Here is a 16,672-nt window from a genome sequence, read left to right as displayed (position 1 = left end):
ACGAACGAGGAGACCGGCAATGGTCGCACACAACGACGTCCTCAAGACCGAAACCGTCAAGTCCATGGACCCGATCTGGGACAGCCTGCGGCACGAAGCCCGCGTGGCGGCCGATCGTGACCCGATGCTGGCGGCCTTCTTCCATTCGACGGTGCTCAGCCACCGCTCGTTGGAGGAGTGTGTGATCTACCGCATCTGCGAGCGCCTCGACCATTCCGACGTGCCGGCGATCGTTCTGCGTCAGGCTTTCGAAGCGATGATGGCCGACTGGCCGGAATGGAGCTCGATCCTCCGCGTCGATATCCAGGCCGTCTACGACCGCGATCCCGCCTGCACGCGGTTCATGGAGCCGGTCCTCTATTTCAAGGGCTTCCACGCGATCCAGACGCACCGTCTGGCGCATTGGCTGTGGAACAACGGGCGCCGTGATTTTGCACTGTATCTGCAGAGCCGCTCGTCCAACATCTTCCAGACGGACATCAATCCGGCAGCCCATATCGGCAAGGGCATCTTCCTCGACCACGCCACCGGGCTTGTGGTCGGCGAAACCGCTCGCATCGGCGACAATGTCTCGATCCTGCATGGGGTTACCCTCGGCGGCACCGGCAAGGAAGGCGCCGATCGCCATCCGAAGATCGGCGACGGCGTTCTGATCGGGGCAGGGGCCAAGGTGCTCGGCAATATCGAGGTCGGCAGCTGCTCGCGCATCGCGGCCGGCTCCGTGGTCCTGAAGCCCGTGCCGAAATGCACGACGGTTGCGGGCGTTCCGGCGCGCGTGGTTGGCGAGGCCGGTTGCGCCGAACCGGCACGCTCGATGGATCAAATGATCGCTTCGGTGGACTGAAGCGGTTTCGCGACGAGCCGGGTGCGGAACGACCCGGCTTGCCGGGGCAAACTTTTCTTTGCGTCTTTACATCGGCGGAAAGGCCGTGCGACAAGCGCGCAAATCGAAACACTCCCCGAAAACAGTCCATGGAGACACAGTGTGAAGCCGGAAGAACTGAAGAAGCTCGACGCTTATTTCAAGCGCACCTTCAATCCCACGATGAGCGTGAAGGCTCGTCCGCGCAAGGACGATTCCGCTGAAGTCTATGTCGGTGACGAGTTTCTCGGCGTTGTCTTCAAGGACGACGAAGATGGCGATCTGTCCTACAATTTCTCGATGGCGATCCTCGACGTCGATCTGACGTAACGCGTTCTTTTCGCCGCAATCGGCGGCGAGATTTGATGGAATGAGCGTAAAGCAGGGGGCTGTACCGAGGCGTACAGGCCCCTTTTTTCTTATCCGGCTTACAATTGACGATTGTTGTGCGATGCACAAATTCACTTGACCCTCTTTGTGCGACTGCTATGTTCGAGGCCTCTGATATGCCGAACAGAAGGAGGAGGCTCACATGTTCAATATCTCTGACGCCAACACGAAGGGCAAAGAAGCCATGGATGCCATGCTGAAGAACTATTCTGAGGTCACGAAGGGCTTCCAGGCGATCGCCACCGAAGCAACGGACTATTCCAAGAAGTCGTTTCAGGACATGGCTTCCTATATGGAAGCACTGACATCGGTGAAGAGCGTCGAGGCGGCTTTCGAGCTCCAGACCTCCTTCATGAAGTCCTCTTACGAGAGCTTTGTCGCCGAAGCGACGAAGATGGGCGAGATGTATGCCGAACTCGCCAAGATCGCCTACAAGCCCTACGAGGGCGTGGTCGGTAAGGCCATGGCGCCGATGTCGGCTGCCGCCTGATCGAAGCTTGCGTGTAACATGCGAGACCGGCCGCGCCCTGCGCGGCCGGTCTTGTCATTTGTGCCTGCTGGTATAACCTGATCGTTCACTTTTCTCGCTTTTCCGGGCTTCGTGACAAATTGTCGTCATGGCAGCCCGGGGGGCTTAAAATCACCGCATAATGAACTACCTTACTGTGCTGAGTGTTCGTCCGCACCGATGTGTAACGGCAAACCGGCCGGACAACGGAGAATGAACTGAAATGACTGCCAAGCCGGTCTTCATGCAAAGCCAGGGTGACGGGGAAAACGCCAATCGCGGCACCTCGGTGATCACCCGCACCAAGCCGAAGACGAAGAAGCCAGATCTGTATCGCGTCCTGCTTCTGAACGACGACTACACCCCGATGGAGTTTGTGATCCACATCCTGGAGCGCTTCTTCCAAAAGGACCGGGAAGCTGCCACCCGCATCATGCTGCATGTTCATAATCATGGAGTCGGCGAATGTGGTGTCTTCACCTACGAAGTCGCCGAAACAAAAGTCTCACAGGTGATGGATTTCGCCAGGCAACATGAACATCCGCTTCAATGCGTCATGGAAAAGAAGTGAGGATCAGACGTGCCAACATTTTCACCCAGCCTCGAAAAAGCGCTGCATCAGGCCCTGACCTACGCCAACGAGCGTCACCATGAATATGCGACGCTGGAGCACCTGCTGCTCGCTCTGATCGACGACGCTGATGCCGCCGCCGTGATGGGGGCCTGCAACGTCAACCTCGACGCGTTGCGCAAGACCGTGACCGACTTCGTCGACAATGATCTCGCCAACCTGATTACCGGTTACGACGAGGATTCAAAGCCGACATCCAGCTTCCAGCGGGTCATCCAGCGCGCCGTGATCCATGTCCAGTCTTCCGGTCGCGAGGAAGTCACCGGCGCAAACGTGCTCGTCGCCATCTTCGCCGAGCGCGAGAGCAATGCTGCCTATTTCCTGCAGGAGCAGGAAATGACGCGCTATGACGCCGTCAACTACATCTCGCACGGCATCGGCAAACGCCCCGGCGCATCGCAGGTCCGCAGCCCCCGTGGCTCGGATGAGGGCGAGCCCGAGGCCAAGCAGGGTCGTGAGCCAGAGGAAGGTTCGGCCAAGGGCAAGCAGGAGGCCCTGAAGGCCTACTGCGTCAACCTGAACGAAAAGGCCAAGACCGGCCGGATCGATCCGTTGATCGGTCGCCACGACGAGGTGAACCGCACGATCCAGGTGCTGTGCCGTCGTTCCAAGAACAACCCGCTTTATGTGGGCGACCCGGGCGTGGGCAAGACGGCGATCGCCGAAGGCCTTGCCAAGCGCATCGTCGAGGGCAAGGTGCCGGAAGCTCTGGCCGATGCCACGATCTTCTCGCTCGACATGGGCACGCTGCTCGCCGGCACACGTTATCGCGGTGACTTCGAGGAGCGCCTGAAGCAGGTGGTCAAGGAACTCGAAGACTATCCGGGTGCCGTCCTCTTCATCGATGAGATCCACACCGTGATCGGTGCAGGTGCGACCTCGGGCGGCGCCATGGATGCGTCGAACCTTTTGAAGCCGGCGCTCTCCTCTGGGGCGATCCGCTGCATCGGTTCCACCACCTATAAGGAATACCGCCAGTTCTTCGAAAAGGACCGGGCGCTGGTTCGCCGCTTCCAGAAGATCGACGTCAACGAACCGTCGATCGATGACGCGATCGAAATCATGAAGGGCCTGAAGCCCTATTTCGAGGACTATCACAAGCTCCGTTACACCAACGAGGCGATCAAGTCGGCTGTTGAACTCTCCGCCCGCTACATCTCCGACCGCAAGCTGCCGGATAAGGCGATCGACGTGATCGACGAGACCGGTGCGGCCCAGATGCTGCTGCCTGCCTCCAAGCGTCGCAAGCTGATCACCGAGAAGGAGATCGAGGTCACCATCGCGACGATGGCCCGGATCCCGCCCAAGACCGTATCCAAGGACGACGAGATGGTTCTTGCCAACCTGGAGAAGGAACTGCGCTCGGTCGTCTATGGTCAGGACAAGGCGATCGAGGCTCTGTCGACGTCGATCAAGCTCGCCCGTGCCGGTCTTCGCGAACCGAACAAGCCGATCGGCTCTTACGTCTTCTCCGGCCCGACCGGCGTCGGCAAGACGGAAGTCGCCAAGCAGCTTGCCGCCTCGCTTGGCGTCGAACTGCTGCGCTTCGACATGTCGGAATACATGGAACGGCACACGGTCTCGCGCCTGCTCGGTGCGCCTCCCGGCTATGTCGGCTTCGACCAGGGCGGTCTCCTGACCGATGGCGTCGACCAGCATCCGCACTCGGTCGTGCTGCTCGATGAAATCGAGAAGGCGCATCCGGATATCTACAACATCCTGCTGCAGGTCATGGACCATGGCCAGCTGACGGATCACAACGGCAAGAAGATCGACTTCCGCAACGTCATCCTGATCATGACGACGAATGCGGGCGCGTCGGAAATGGCGAAGTCGGCAATCGGCTTCGGCTCTTCGAAGCGCACCGGCGAAGACGAGGAGGCGCTGAACCGCCTGTTCACGCCGGAATTCCGCAACCGCCTCGACGCGACGATCCCGTTTGCGCCGTTGCCAACGGAAGTCATCCATCAGGTCGTGCAGAAGTTCGTCATGCAGCTGGAAGCCCAGCTGTCCGAGCGCAACGTGACCTTCGACCTGTCCGAATCCGCGATCGCCTGGTTGGCGAAGAGCGGCTACGACGAGAAGATGGGTGCCCGTCCGCTGGGTCGTGTCATCCAGGAGCACATCAAGAAGCCCCTCGCCAACGAGATCCTGTTTGGCAAGCTGAAGAAGGGCGGCGTCGTGAAGGTCGGCACAAAGACCGACGAAACCGGCACCGAGGTGCTCGATCTGGAAGCCATTTCCGAAGTGGCACCGGTCAAGCCCAAGCCCGAAGCCGAAGTGGCCTCCGCAAAGCCCGCCAAGGCCAAGCGCAAGCCGGTTACCAAGGCCTCGGTGATCGAGGATGAAGGCGATGTCGCGGTGATCGACGAGGCACCAAAGCAGCCCAAGCGTTCGGCTGTGCCGAAGGTGCCAAAGAAGAAGTAAGCACTATCAGATGAGAGACCCGTGCCGGGCTTAGCGCCCGGCACTTTCTTTTTGCCGAACCGGAATTTCAGATGTCTTCGGCCATTTCCGATATTTCACAGACACGGTGGTTTTTCACCGGCATGCGCGGACTGTTCAGTCTGCCTGCCATCATTCTCATGATTTCCTTCGTCGGCTTTTCCGCTTTTGCGCTTCAATCCGGCGTGAGCCGCACGGAAGCCATGGTTATGACGGCGACCGTCTGGGCACTGCCGGCCAAGATGATCCTGATCGGCACCATGACCAGCGGCGCCAATCTGCTCGCCATCTTCCTCGCCGTTTCCCTGTCCTCGATCCGCATGATGCCGATGGTCGCGTCCCTGGTGCCGGAGATGCGCACGGAAAAGACGCCGACCTGGTTGCTGCTCTTCCTGTCGCATTTCGTCGCAATCACCGCCTGGGTCTTCGCGATGGGGAGCTTCAAGAATGTCCCGAGAGAGGGGCGTGTCGCCTATTTTGCCGGCTTCGGCATCACCCTCGTAACGGTCAATACGATCCTCGTCGGGGTCTGCTACGGGCTGGTGTCCCAGTTTCCACCTGTCGTCGCTGCCCTGCTGTTCTTCCTGACTCCCGTCTATTTCATCGCGTCCATCTGGGCCACGGGCCGACAGTCGGTCGTCAAGGTCGCCTTCATCGTTGGTGTGATCTCCGGCCCCGTGCTCGCCGTTCTCGTGCCTGGATTTGATATCCTGATCGCGGGTCTCGGTGGTGGAACGCTTGCCTATCTCTTCGATCGCTACGTGATCCGTGGTGACAAGACACAGGCGAGAACCGCTGAGCCGGATACCGCAGCCTCGACTGAGGAGGTGGTATGATCGAGGACTACTGGCCCTATGTGGTGATCATCGTCGCTGGCTGGCTGGCCACGGATTTCTGGCGCTGGATGGGCGTGCTGGCCGGCAACCGGCTGCAGGAAGGCTCCGAGGCGCTGAACTGGGTGAGGGCGGTCGCAACAGCCCTGGTCATGGCCGTGACGGCAAAACTCGTTGTCTTTCCGACCGGTGCCCTTGAAGCATCACCCTTGTGGCTGCGCCTGGCGGCAGCAGGCATCGGCTTTGCGGCCTTCCTTCTGTCCGGCCAGCGCGTCATCGTCGGTGTCGTCGTTCCCCTCGCGATCCTCGGGGCGGGCTTGATCTGGCTCTGAGATCATACGCGTTCACAGACGCGCGAGCAGGCTGGTATTGCCACATTTCGCTCCCCAAATCGAATTTCCGATCAACAGGAGGAAAGCGAAATGTCAAAGGTAGTACGCTTCCGAAAGCTGAAACACGGGGATCCACCCCGCTTCAAGGTTCTGCTGGGCGATCTGCGCAAGCGGTCATCAAGGCGTGATAGTTGGAGCTCGACCGGCTCCTTTCCCATCATGGTCCTTGTTCTGGTTGGCATTGCCGCCGTTGTTGTCGTGGGCGGCCTGGTCGCCTGATCCGACAAGGACCGGCCAAGCGGCGCTCGTCTCAGAGCGCCGCCTTGATTTTTTCGGCCTGCGCTTTCAGCATCTCGACATCGGCCATGCCGCCGGCATGCGGCTTGAGCGGAACGCCTTCGTGGCGCGGGATGACATGGAAATGCAGGTGGAAGACGGTCTGGCCAGCCGACGGCTCATTGAATTGCGCGATATAGATGCCATCGGCCTCGAAAGCTTCCTTGGCAGCATTGGCCAGTTTCTGCACGACCGGCATCAGCTTTGAGAGCACCGCCGGATCGGCATCAAGCAGATTGCGTGACCCCTGCTTCGGGATCACCAGAAGGTGCCCCGGCGCCTGCGGCATGACGTCCATGAAGGCAAGTGCATCTTCGTCCTCGTAGAGCTTCACCGATGGAATATCGCCGGCGAGGATCTTGGCGAAGATGTTGTTGGGATCATAGGCGGTCATGGCTGTCTCCTCGATTGTCGGGGCCACTTAACGGCAAGCCTGCGCCGGCTTCAAGAGCGCGGTGGCGCTCTCAACCGTCGAATTCCTCACCGTCGCGCGGCAGGCGGTCGCCCTTGCGGAAGGGCGTGTGTTCGCCGAGATATTCGCCGGCCTGGGCAACCTCACGGCGCTCATGCGCGAGATAGTCGGCGACCGCCCGGCGCAAACCCGGATGGGTGATGAAATGGGCTGAATGGGTGAGGACGGGTTCGTAGCCGCGCGCCAGTTTATGCTCGCCCTGCGCGCCCGCTTCGACCCGATCGAGACCCTTCTCCAGGGCGAAGTCGATCGCCTGATGATAGCAGACCTCGAAATGCAAGAAGGGATGGTCCTCGATGCAGCCCCAATGGCGGCCATAAAGGGCCTCGGCGCCGATGAAGTTGATGGCACCGGCGACATATCGCCCATTGCGCTTCGCCATCACCAGCAGGATGTCGTCGGGCATGCGCTCACCAACCAGCGAATAGAAGAGGCGGGTGAGATAAGGCCTGCCCCATTTGCGGCTGCCAGTGTCGATGTAAAAGCGGAAGAACTGGTCCCAGATATCCTCCGTAAGGTCGGCACCCGTCAGCCAATCGATGCTGATGCCGTTTTCGAGGGCTGCTCGGCGCTCCTTGCGCAGGTTCTTGCGCTTCGACGACGAGAGTTCAGCGAGAAACGCCTCGTGGTTCGCATAGCCGCGATTGATGAAGTGGAACTGCTGATCCGTCCGATGCAGGAATTTGGCTTCCGTAAGGGAAGATAACTCACCTCGCGGAAGGAAGGTCACATGTGCCGATGAGGTGCCGAGTTCACCGGCCACCTGCTGCAGCCCCTGTGCCAGCAGCCCCTGAATCCGCGTGACATCCTCACCCTGCTGCACGAGCAGCCGCGGTCCTGTTGCCGGGGTGAACGGAATGGATGCTTGGAGCTTCGGATAATAGCGCCCGCCGGCCCGGTGGAAGGCATCCGCCCATCCGTGGTCGAAGACATATTCGCCCTGGCTGTGGCTCTTGAGATAGCAGGGAATGGCGCCGAGAAGCCGCCCTTCCTCTTCCAGCAACAGGTGATGGCCCATCCAGCCGGTCTCGGCTGTTGCCGAGCCGGATTCTTCGAGCGCCGAAAGGAAGGCATGCGAGGTGAAGGGATTGTAGCCCGGCTCCGAACGGGAGGCCCCAGAGAGGAGGCCCCATTCGCTGGATGGGATCTCCTGGAAGGAGCGCACTACGCGGATCGTCACCTCGTCTGCCATGGATCTCCCGTCAGGCAATCGCCGGCGACTGGCGCGGGTCGAAGCCTTCGAATGTCATCTGATCAGCATAGTTATAGGTCTGTGCCCGCATGATTTCATCCCTGACGGTCCAGGTAATCACGGGTGTGCCCTTTTCACGCAGTCCGGTGACGAAATCATTCGGCAGATGCGCCACGCAATAGGAGGTGAAGTCCAGTCCAAGATCCATCGCTTCCTTGTGGGCGCTGAGGTTTTCCGGCTTGACGCCTTCCGCCGTGAGGCCGACCGGCCAGGGGCAATCGGCAACCTTTAGCGCGCGCAGGAGGTGATAATCGAAGCTCATCAGCGCGACCTTGCCCTCATAACCCTCTAGCACCTCGAGTACCGCCTCGACGAAGCCGTCATCATGCTCGGCATCGATGCCCTTGAGCTCGATCACCAGCGGCACCCGGCCCTTCACGAGGTCCAGCATCTGGCGAAGCGTCGGGATCTTGTCGGCGGTTCCGCCGATCGACAGCATGCGCAATTCGCCAGCGGTGCGTTCGCGCACTTCACCATTCATGTTGCAGAGCCGCTGCAGGTCGTGGTCGTGGAACACCATGGGGACGCTGTCGGACGAGAGCTGGATGTCACATTCGATGGCGAAGCCTGCCTCAATGGCCCGTTTGAAAGCTGAGAGTGTGTTTTCCCAGATTTGGCTGTTCATGTCGTGATAGCCGCGATGGGCGACCGGCAGGTCCTTGATCCAGTCAACCGAACTCACAGCGCAATCTCCAGGATGGCGTCGATTTCGACGGCGGCATTCAGCGGCAGTTGCGCAACGCCTACGGCGGCACGCGCGTGTTTGCCGGCGTCACCCAACACGTTCGCGATCAGGTTCGAGGCACCGTTGATCACGAGGTGCTGCTCGATAAAGCCCGGGGCCGAAGCGACGAAACCATTCAGCTTCACGACACGGCTGATCCGCGACAGGTCGCCGGACAGCGCGGCTTTCGCCTGGGCCAGGATGTTGATGGCGCAGAGTTCGGCTGCCCGCTGGGCGTCGGCGAGAACGACATCGCCGCCGACAAGACCCGTCACCGCCACTTTTCCGCCTTCAATCGGCAACTGGCCGGAGAGGAACAGCAGGTTTCCGCTGATCACATAGGGCACGTAATTGGCGGCAGGTGCAGCAGCTTCAGGCAGGCTGATGCCCAGCGCTGCAAGGCGGCCGTCGATTGTGTCGGACATGGTCGATTCCCGGTCTGTTGATAAAAGTTGAGAAAGTTGTGGCGACGAAAAGCATGTCTCGCTTTTGCCGGATGTGTTCTTATAACATCGATGACGAGTCCAACAGGAGGGTGTCGATGTTTCCTTTGCGAATGGCGGTCCGTGCGACGCTTTCCCTTGCTGCCTTTGGCGCTGCAGGGCAGGCGGCCTATGCGGCGACCGTCGGCCTTGTGCCGCATCGCGCCGTTTACGAGATCGTGCTGAAAGAGGCATCCGACCGCTCCGGGATCGAATCCGTGCGCGGCCGCATGGTCTATGAATTTAGTGGCTCGGCCTGCAAGGGTTTCAACACCCAGTTCCGCTTCGTGACCCGCATCGACGTAGGCGAGGGCGTGCGCGTCACCGACCAGCGTTCGACCACCTTCGAAGACGTGCCTGCCGGCAAGTTCCGATTCGAGAACAAGTCCTTCACCGATGACCAGTTGGACAAGGACGTCAGCGGTGCTGCGGCCGAAGCCGGCGGCAAGGTCAAGATCGAGCTGACCGGACCCGACAGGCGCGATATCGAACTCGCCGACAGCCGCTTTCCGGCCGAGCACATGCTTGAAGTGATTGCCCGCGCCCGCAAGGGCGAGCGCGTCTTCGAATCGCGGATCTTCGACGGTTCCGAAGATGGCGACCAGACCTTCCTCACGACCACGATTGTCGGCGGCCCGCAGAAGTCTGCGAAGACCGATCCGGAAGCCAAGGCTCTGGCAACGCTCGGAACGCAGGACTACTGGCCGGTCTCGATCGCCTATTTCGACGAGAAGACAAGGGGCGACCAGGAGCCGATCTACAGCCAGTCCTTCAAGCTCTACGAAAACGGCGTGACCCGTGACCTGACGCTCGACTACGGCGACTTCGTCTTGGCCGGCAAGCTGACCAAGCTCGAAGTGCTCGGCAAACCCGACGGCGATTGCCAGTAAACCGGCTCGATTGCCAGAATTCGGCGCGTCCGCTATTGATTTTTGACCGACGCCCCTGTATGGCCGGCGTCATTCCACACGCGAGACTTGGGATCGTCAGGGAGAAATCCTGTCGTTTCCGCCCGGTGGCTGACTGAAAGGTCTGCTGTTTGTCTCGCGGGGGTTAAACCGGAAAAGGAGAAAAAGGCATGGCATTGCCTGATTTTAGCATGCGTCAGCTTCTGGAAGCTGGCGTTCACTTCGGTCACCAGACGCACCGCTGGAACCCGAAGATGAAGCCGTACATCTTCGGCGATCGTAACAACATCCACATCATCGACCTGGCTCAGACCGTTCCGATGCTGTCGCGCGCCCTTCAGGTCGTGTCCGACACCGTTGCTCGTGGCGGCCGCGTTCTGTTCGTTGGCACCAAGCGCCAGGCTTCGGAAATCATCGCTGATTCCGCCAAGCGTTCGGCCCAGTACTACGTCAACTCCCGCTGGCTCGGCGGCATGATGACCAACTGGAAGACCATTTCGAACTCGATCGCCCGTCTGCGCAAGCTCGACGAGATCCTGGCTTCGGAAGCGTCTGGCTACTCCAAGAAGGAGCGCCTGAACCTCGAGCGCGAACGCGAAAAGCTTGAAAAGGCTCTCGGCGGTATCCGCGATATGGGCGGCACCCCGGACCTGATGTTCATCATCGACACCAACAAGGAAAAGATCGCGATCGACGAAGCCAAGCGCCTCGGCATCCCGGTTGTTGCTGTCATCGACTCGAACTGCGATCCGGACCTCATCGACTATCCGATCCCGGGCAACGACGACGCTTCGCGCGCCATCTCGCTCTATTGCGACCTGATCTCGCGCGCTGCCATCGACGGTATCGCTCGCCAGCAGGGCGCCTCGGGTCGTGACATCGGTGCGTCTGCCGAAGCTCCGATCGAGCCGGCTCTCGAGACCGAAGCAGAAGCTTAATCGCTTTACGCGGCGGGTAACCGCCGCTTTTTCCCGTCAAGGGAATGGCCGCCTGCAAGCTCGCCTGAGCAGCGGGCGGCCTCCGTTCTTCAAGATGCCATTCGCGTCACGCGAGAAGGCGTCGAAGGCGGCCGATTGTTTCCGTGGTGACCCGCTTCATCACGTTGTCATACATCCGGGTACATTTCGTCCCCAACCTAGCGGTTCACCGTTCCCCTCGCGGCCACGGGTCGACCGCCTGAACAGACAAGAGGCACACAATGGCTGAAATCACTGCAGCACTGGTAAAAGAACTGCGCGAAAAGTCCGGCGCAGGCATGATGGATTGCAAGAAGGCTCTCATCGAGAACGACGGTGACGTCGAAGCCGCCATCGACTGGCTGCGCGCCAAGGGTATCGCCAAGGCTGACAAGAAGTCGGGCCGCACGGCAGCTGAAGGCCTGATCGGCATCAACGGTGCTGGCACCTCGGCCGTTGTCGTCGAACTCAACTCCGAAACCGACTTCGTAGCTCGTAACGATGCCTTCCAGGATCTCGTCCGCGGCGTGGCGTCTGTCGCCATCGGCACCGACGGTTCGGTCGACGCAATCGGCGCTGCCACCTATCCGGCAACCGGCAAGTCCGTCACCGACACCATCAAGGATGCTATCGCCCATATCGGCGAGAACATGACGCTGCGTCGCGCCGTCAAGCTCTCGGTCGAAGACGGTGTTGTCGCAACCTACGTCCACAACGCGGCTTCTGAAGGCCTCGGCAAGCTCGGCGTTCTCGTCGCGCTCAAGTCGACCGGCAACAAGGACGTGCTGGCTGCCATCGGCCGCCAGGTCGCCATGCACATCGCTGCGACCAACCCGCTCGCCATCCGTTCGGAAGAAGTCGATGCCGCTGTCGCCGAGCGCGAGCGTAACGTCTTCATCGAACAGTCGCGCGCCTCGGGCAAGCCGGAAGCCATCATCGAAAAGATGGTTGAAGGCCGCATGCGCAAGTTCTTCGAAGAAGTCGCTCTTCTCTCGCAGGCTTTCGTCATCAACCCGGACCTGACCGTCGGCGACGCCATCAAGGCTGCCGAGAAGGATGCTGGCGCCCCGATCGAAGTGACCGGCATGGCTCGCCTGCTGCTCGGCGAAGGCATCGAAAAGGAAGAGTCCGACTTCGCTGCCGAAGTCGCAGCTGTCGCCAAGGGCTGATAGCGCTTTTCCCCTTCTTCAAGGGAAAACATTGGGGCATCGCGTGACAACGCGATGCCCTTCGTGTATCCGGCACAGAATTGTTCTCGGGAGCTTTCATGTCAGCCAAGCCATTGTTCAAACGCGTCCTCCTCAAGGCTTCCGGTGAAGCCCTCATGGGCAGTCAGGGATTCGGGATCGATGTCGCAGTGGCCGATCGGATCGCTGGCGATATCGCTGAAGCCCGCCGCATGGGTGTCGAAGTCGGCGTCGTTGTCGGCGGTGGCAACATCTTCCGCGGGGTCGCCGTTGCATCCAAGGGCGGCGACCGCGTCACCGGCGACCACATGGGCATGCTGGCGACCGTCATCAACGCGCTGGCACTTGCGACCTCGCTGCGCAAACTCGACATCGACACGGTTGTTCTGTCCGCAATCGCCATGCCGGAAATCTGCGAGAGCTTCTCGCAGCGCGCCGCCTTGCACCATCTGGCGCAGGGCAGGGTGGTGATCTTCGCCGGCGGCACGGGCAACCCGTTCTTCACCACCGATTCCGCTGCTGCACTGCGCGCCGCCGAGATCGGCGCCCAGGCGATCTTCAAGGGAACCCAGGTCGACGGCATCTATTCCGCCGATCCGAAGAAGGACCCGACCGCGACGCGCTTCGACAGCCTGACGCATGACGAGGTCCTGCAAAAGGGCCTGGCCGTCATGGACGTCGCGGCAGTCGCCCTTGCACGGGAAAATCACATTCCGATCATCGTCTTCTCGATCCATGAGAAGGGTGGCTTCGGCGAAATCCTGTCTGGCGCCGGTCGCATGACCATCGTTACCGACAACTGATAACAGGCAAGGGCGGCATCGCTGGATGTCGCCGACTGAAAGAGCAATGGGAGAACCATGATGACCGCAGGGGTTGATCTCAACGACATTAAGCGCCGCATGGACGGTGCGATCAATGCATTCAAGAACGACATCGCATCGCTGCGCACGGGGCGTGCCTCGGCCAACATTCTCGATCCGGTCACGGTCGATGCCTATGGTTCGCGCGTGCCGCTGAACCAGGTGGCGAACGTCACCGTGCCGGAGCCCCGCATGCTCGGCGTCTCGATTTGGGACAAGTCGATGGTGAACGCCGTCGACCGCGCCATCCGCGAAGCCAATCTCGGCCTCAATCCGATCGTCGACGGCCAGAACCTGCGCATTCCGCTGCCTGAGCTCAACGAAGAGCGCCGAAAGTCGCTGGTGAAGGTCGCGCATGACTATGCCGAGAAGGCCAAGGTCGCCATCCGCCACGTTCGTCGCGACGGCATGGACGGTCTGAAGAAGGCCGAAAAGGATGGCTCGATCAGCCAGGACGACAGCCGCTCCCTCTCTGACAAGGTGCAGAAGATGACCGACGAGACGATTGTCGACATCGACCGCTTGCTCGTCGAGAAGGAAAAGGAAATCATGCAGGTTTAAGCGAGAGTCGCTGTATATCGTCCTCTCTGAGCCGCTTGGATCCTCGCCAATGTCGACAGTTCAACATCGCATCGTCCCGCAGCATGTTGCGATCATCATGGATGGCAATGGGCGCTGGGCGAATGCGCGCGGCTTGCCGCGCACCTTCGGCCACCGCAAGGGGGTCGAGGCTGTCCGCGAAACCGTAAAGGCGGCCGGCGAGGCGGGCGTGGCTTTTCTGACGCTGTTTGCCTTCTCCTCCGAGAATTGGCGGCGCCCGGAAGCCGAAGTGAACGAACTCTTCGGCCTGCTGAAAGCCTTCATCCGCCGCGACCTTGCCGACCTCCATCGCGAGGGTGTGCGGATCCGAGTGATCGGAGAGCGACAGAACCTGCGCGACGACATTCGCTCGCTGCTGCTCGAGGCCGAAGAGACCACGGTCGGCAATACGGCCATGACCCTCGTCATCGCCTTCAACTACGGCTCCCGTGACGAAATCGCACGAGCAGCCGCCCGCTTGGCGGCGGAAGTCCAGGCCGGTCGGCTCGACCCGTCCCAAATCGACGCACAGAAGCTCAACGACTGCCTGGATACGGCCGGCATCCCCGATCCCGATCTCGTCATCCGCACGAGCGGCGAAGAGCGGTTGTCGAATTTCCTGCTCTGGCAGGCGGCCTATGCGGAACTCATGTTCGTGCCTGATTTCTGGCCCGACTTTACGCCGGCGCTCTTCCATTCCGTCCTGGAACGATACGCCGCCCGCGATCGCCGATTCGGTGGTCTTTCGGCGAAAGCCGTGGCGGTCGGCTCATGACCCTGACCATGTCGCGCGAGCTGCAGCTCAGGATCGTCTCCGCCATCGTGATGATCGTCTTGGTCCTTTCGGCGACCTGGTTCGGCGGTCTGGCCTTCAAGGCAGTGGCGGCGGCGATCGGTCTGTTGATCTATTACGAATGGTCGACGATCACGCGGCTCGCGGAAGGCAGCCTGAGGGCGAACGCCTTCGGTTGGTTGTCGATGGCGCTGATCAGCCTCAACATGCTGTTCGGACAGGCCGAAATGACCGTGCCGCTCTTTGCCGGGCTTGTGATCACGGCTGCCATTCCCTCTCTGTTGCGCCGTGTCAGCTGGTGGCAGCCTGGCGGGCTGTTCTATGCCGGTCTGAGCGCCATTTCGCTGTCCGCCATCCGCGGTGAGGATTCCCTCGGCTTCATCGCTATGCTCTTTGTCTTCGTGGTGGTCTGGGCAACCGACATCCTGGCCTACTTCGTTGGCCGTGCCATCGGAGGCCCGAAACTCGCCCCGCGCATCTCGCCCGGCAAGACGTGGTCTGGCGCCATTGGCGGGACCGTGGCCGGCGTGGCGGGTGGACTTTTGGTGGCCATGGCCCATTTCCAGGACGTCGGCATATGGGTGGTGCTGGTGGCGCTCGCTCTTTCGATTGCCAGCCAGATCGGTGACCTGTTTGAATCCTTTATCAAGCGGCGATTTGGCGTGAAGGATTCGAGCAAGCTCATTCCCGGCCATGGTGGTGTGATGGACCGCGTTGACGGCCTTGTATTTGCCTGTTTTGCCGCGTTTTTCTTGGCCATCGGCAGTTCCGCCGGAAGTGCCAATGCCGTCGTGTCCATGGGAGCCTTCCTCTTCGGTCTTTGAGGATCGGTTCAATCCGGCAGTCGACGGCGTCAACCTTCGCCAAGGGCGAGATCAGGATACGGATAGATGGATCACATCAGCGCAATCTTCAGTTTCCTCGGCGGCTATATCCTGCCGTATATCCTGATCCTGTCACTGCTCGTTTTCATCCATGAAATGGGCCATTATCTAGCGGGGCGCTGGTCGGGCATCCGGATCCTCGCCTTCTCCGTGGGCTTTGGTCCTGAGCTGATCGGTTATACGGACAGCCACGGAACCCGCTGGAAGATCTCGGCAATCCCTCTCGGCGGCTATGTACGCTTCTTCGGTGACGCAGATGCTGCCAGCCGTCCCGATGGCTCGATGGCCGAAGAGCTGACCGAGCAGGAACGCGCCCAGACGCTGAACGGCGCAAAGCTGTGGAAGCGCGCCGTGACCGTCGCTGCAGGCCCGCTTGCCAACTTCCTGCTCGCCATCGTGATCTTTGCCGGCATGTTTGCGACCATGGGCAAGCCGGTCTCCGATCCTGTCGTGGCCGATATCAAGCCGGGCAGCGCAGCTGAGGTCGCCGGGATCGCGCGTGGCGACGTTCTGGTCGCTCTGGATGGTCGCACCATCGAGACCTTCGACGATGTTGTGCGCTACATCACCATGCGGCCGGAAGTCCCGGTCGAAGTGACGGTCCGCCGCGATGGTCAGGAAGTCGATTTCGATCTGGTTCCGCAACGGGCGGTCACCACCGATCGCTTCGGCAACGAAATGGAAGTCGGGCAGATCGGCATCATTACCGACCAGCAGGCTGGCAACTTCCGAATCGTCGAGCTGTCGCCGCTCCAGGCCCTGTGGGAAGGCGTGCGTCAGACTGGCCATATCGTGACCGGCACCTTCGATTATATCGGTAACATGATTGCGGGCCGTATGAACGCGGATCAGCTGGGCGGACCTGTCCGTGTCGTCCAGGCATCCGGGGAGATGGCGACACTCGGCGTTATCGCTCTGTTAAATCTGGCCGCGGTTCTTTCCGTTTCTCTGGGGCTTTTGAACTTGTTCCCAGTTCCGGTGCTTGACGGGGGCCATCTCGTTCTCTACGCGATTGAAGCAGTGCGAGGGAGGCCGATGGGTCAGGGCGCACAGGAAATCGCCTTCCGCATCGGTATGGCCATGATCCTGTCTCTGATGGTTTTTGCCACCTGGAACGATATCAGCCGGTTGATTGGCTAGCGGGGGAGCTTGCAAGCTGCGAAAGGGTTTGTTTACGATGTTTCAAATTGATAGTGGCGATTGGGCCACGCGTTGAAATGAAGTAAACAGAAATT

20 protein-coding genes are annotated in these 16,672 nt (G+C 60.5%); 16 read left to right on the top strand and 4 right to left on the bottom strand.

From position 1 onward, the window contains the following. Positions 1-19 precede the first annotated feature (19 nt). The 8 genes from cysE to AC02Y0_RS08685 all read left to right on the top strand — a co-directional run bounded on the left by cysE (position 20) and on the right by AC02Y0_RS08685 (position 6,280). Positions 20-844: a serine O-acetyltransferase gene (gene cysE / locus AC02Y0_RS08720; RefSeq protein WP_476383512.1), complete on the top strand. Its 825-nt coding sequence runs from the start codon at positions 20-22 to the stop codon at positions 842-844. A gap of 141 nt (positions 845-985) precedes the next feature. Then, positions 986-1,192, top strand: coding sequence for a DUF3126 family protein (locus AC02Y0_RS08715; protein ID WP_076396262.1), 207 nt, complete (start codon positions 986-988; stop codon positions 1,190-1,192). A gap of 202 nt (positions 1,193-1,394) precedes the next feature. Next, positions 1,395-1,742, top strand: a complete 348-nt coding sequence (locus tag AC02Y0_RS08710; RefSeq protein WP_444557197.1) for a phasin family protein — start codon at positions 1,395-1,397, stop codon at positions 1,740-1,742. 241 nt (positions 1,743-1,983) lie between these two features. Continuing rightward, on the top strand, positions 1,984-2,331 hold the full coding sequence (gene clpS, locus AC02Y0_RS08705; protein WP_102019968.1) for an ATP-dependent Clp protease adapter ClpS: 348 nt from the start codon (positions 1,984-1,986) through the stop codon (positions 2,329-2,331). Between the two features lie 9 nt (positions 2,332-2,340). Then, a complete protein-coding gene (gene clpA, locus AC02Y0_RS08700; RefSeq protein WP_476383511.1) occupies positions 2,341-4,818 on the top strand; it encodes an ATP-dependent Clp protease ATP-binding subunit ClpA in 2,478 nt (825 codons plus the stop codon). Between the two features lie 71 nt (positions 4,819-4,889). After that, positions 4,890-5,672 (top strand): AzlC family ABC transporter permease, encoded by a 783-nt coding sequence (locus AC02Y0_RS08695; protein WP_476383510.1) that lies wholly within the window; start codon positions 4,890-4,892, stop codon positions 5,670-5,672. Further along, positions 5,669-6,001, top strand: a complete 333-nt coding sequence (locus AC02Y0_RS08690; RefSeq protein WP_102019971.1) for an AzlD domain-containing protein — start codon at positions 5,669-5,671, stop codon at positions 5,999-6,001. Before AC02Y0_RS08695 ends, AC02Y0_RS08690 begins: the two co-directional genes overlap by 4 nt. Positions 6,002-6,091: 90 nt before the next feature. After that, entirely contained in the window at positions 6,092-6,280 is a 189-nt protein-coding gene (locus AC02Y0_RS08685) for a hypothetical protein (protein WP_476383509.1), read from the top strand. A 31-nt stretch (positions 6,281-6,311) separates the two neighbouring features. On the opposite strand, the gene AC02Y0_RS08680 is transcribed toward AC02Y0_RS08685, so the two are convergent. The 4 genes from AC02Y0_RS08680 to AC02Y0_RS08665 all read right to left on the bottom strand — a co-directional run bounded on the left by AC02Y0_RS08680 (position 6,312) and on the right by AC02Y0_RS08665 (position 9,210). Then, positions 6,312-6,731: an HIT family protein gene (locus tag AC02Y0_RS08680; protein ID WP_476383508.1), complete on the bottom strand. Its 420-nt coding sequence runs from the start codon at positions 6,729-6,731 to the stop codon at positions 6,312-6,314. Positions 6,732-6,801: 70 nt separating this feature from the next. Further along, positions 6,802-8,001 (bottom strand): GNAT family N-acetyltransferase, encoded by a 1,200-nt coding sequence (locus tag AC02Y0_RS08675; RefSeq protein WP_476383507.1) that lies wholly within the window; start codon positions 7,999-8,001, stop codon positions 6,802-6,804. A gap of 10 nt (positions 8,002-8,011) precedes the next feature. Next, the gene (locus AC02Y0_RS08670; protein WP_476383506.1) at positions 8,012-8,743 is read right to left on the bottom strand and encodes a glycerophosphodiester phosphodiesterase; all 732 of its coding nucleotides are present in this window, start codon (positions 8,741-8,743) and stop codon (positions 8,012-8,014) included. Then, on the bottom strand, positions 8,740-9,210 hold the full coding sequence (locus AC02Y0_RS08665) for a RidA family protein (RefSeq protein ID WP_476383505.1): 471 nt from the start codon (positions 9,208-9,210) through the stop codon (positions 8,740-8,742). Before AC02Y0_RS08665 ends, AC02Y0_RS08670 begins: the two co-directional genes overlap by 4 nt. A gap of 131 nt (positions 9,211-9,341) precedes the next feature. Here AC02Y0_RS08665 and AC02Y0_RS08660 point away from each other — a divergent pair, with 131 nt between their 5' ends. The 8 genes from AC02Y0_RS08660 (at position 9,342) to rseP (ending at position 16,577) form a co-directional block, all read left to right on the top strand. Continuing rightward, positions 9,342-10,157, top strand: coding sequence for a cell envelope integrity EipB family protein (locus tag AC02Y0_RS08660; RefSeq protein WP_444557392.1), 816 nt, complete (start codon positions 9,342-9,344; stop codon positions 10,155-10,157). A 188-nt stretch (positions 10,158-10,345) separates the two neighbouring features. Then, positions 10,346-11,113: a 30S ribosomal protein S2 gene (gene rpsB / locus AC02Y0_RS08655; protein ID WP_102019978.1), complete on the top strand. Its 768-nt coding sequence runs from the start codon at positions 10,346-10,348 to the stop codon at positions 11,111-11,113. A 260-nt stretch (positions 11,114-11,373) separates the two neighbouring features. Continuing rightward, a complete protein-coding gene (gene tsf, locus AC02Y0_RS08650; RefSeq protein ID WP_166599382.1) occupies positions 11,374-12,300 on the top strand; it encodes a translation elongation factor Ts in 927 nt (308 codons plus the stop codon). 98 nt (positions 12,301-12,398) lie between these two features. Next, positions 12,399-13,121 carry a UMP kinase gene (pyrH, locus tag AC02Y0_RS08645; RefSeq protein ID WP_102019980.1) on the top strand — a complete coding sequence of 241 codons (723 nt, stop codon included), beginning with the start codon at positions 12,399-12,401 and terminating at the stop codon, positions 13,119-13,121. Between the two features lie 60 nt (positions 13,122-13,181). Then, complete coding sequence (frr, locus tag AC02Y0_RS08640) at positions 13,182-13,742, top strand: ribosome recycling factor (RefSeq protein WP_102020345.1); 561 nt, start codon at positions 13,182-13,184, stop codon at positions 13,740-13,742. A 49-nt stretch (positions 13,743-13,791) separates the two neighbouring features. Then, entirely contained in the window at positions 13,792-14,535 is a 744-nt protein-coding gene (locus AC02Y0_RS08635; protein ID WP_102019981.1) for an isoprenyl transferase, read from the top strand. A gap of 8 nt (positions 14,536-14,543) precedes the next feature. After that, entirely contained in the window at positions 14,544-15,377 is an 834-nt protein-coding gene (locus AC02Y0_RS08630; protein WP_476384000.1) for a phosphatidate cytidylyltransferase, read from the top strand. A gap of 66 nt (positions 15,378-15,443) precedes the next feature. Further along, a complete protein-coding gene (rseP, locus tag AC02Y0_RS08625) occupies positions 15,444-16,577 on the top strand; it encodes an RIP metalloprotease RseP (RefSeq protein ID WP_102019982.1) in 1,134 nt (377 codons plus the stop codon). Positions 16,578-16,672 lie beyond the last annotated feature (95 nt).

The organism is Allorhizobium sp. nf9_anc, assembly GCF_056323085.1.
The sequence above is the reverse complement of the archived record's forward strand: the minus strand, read 5'-3'. Positions and strand labels throughout refer to the sequence as shown.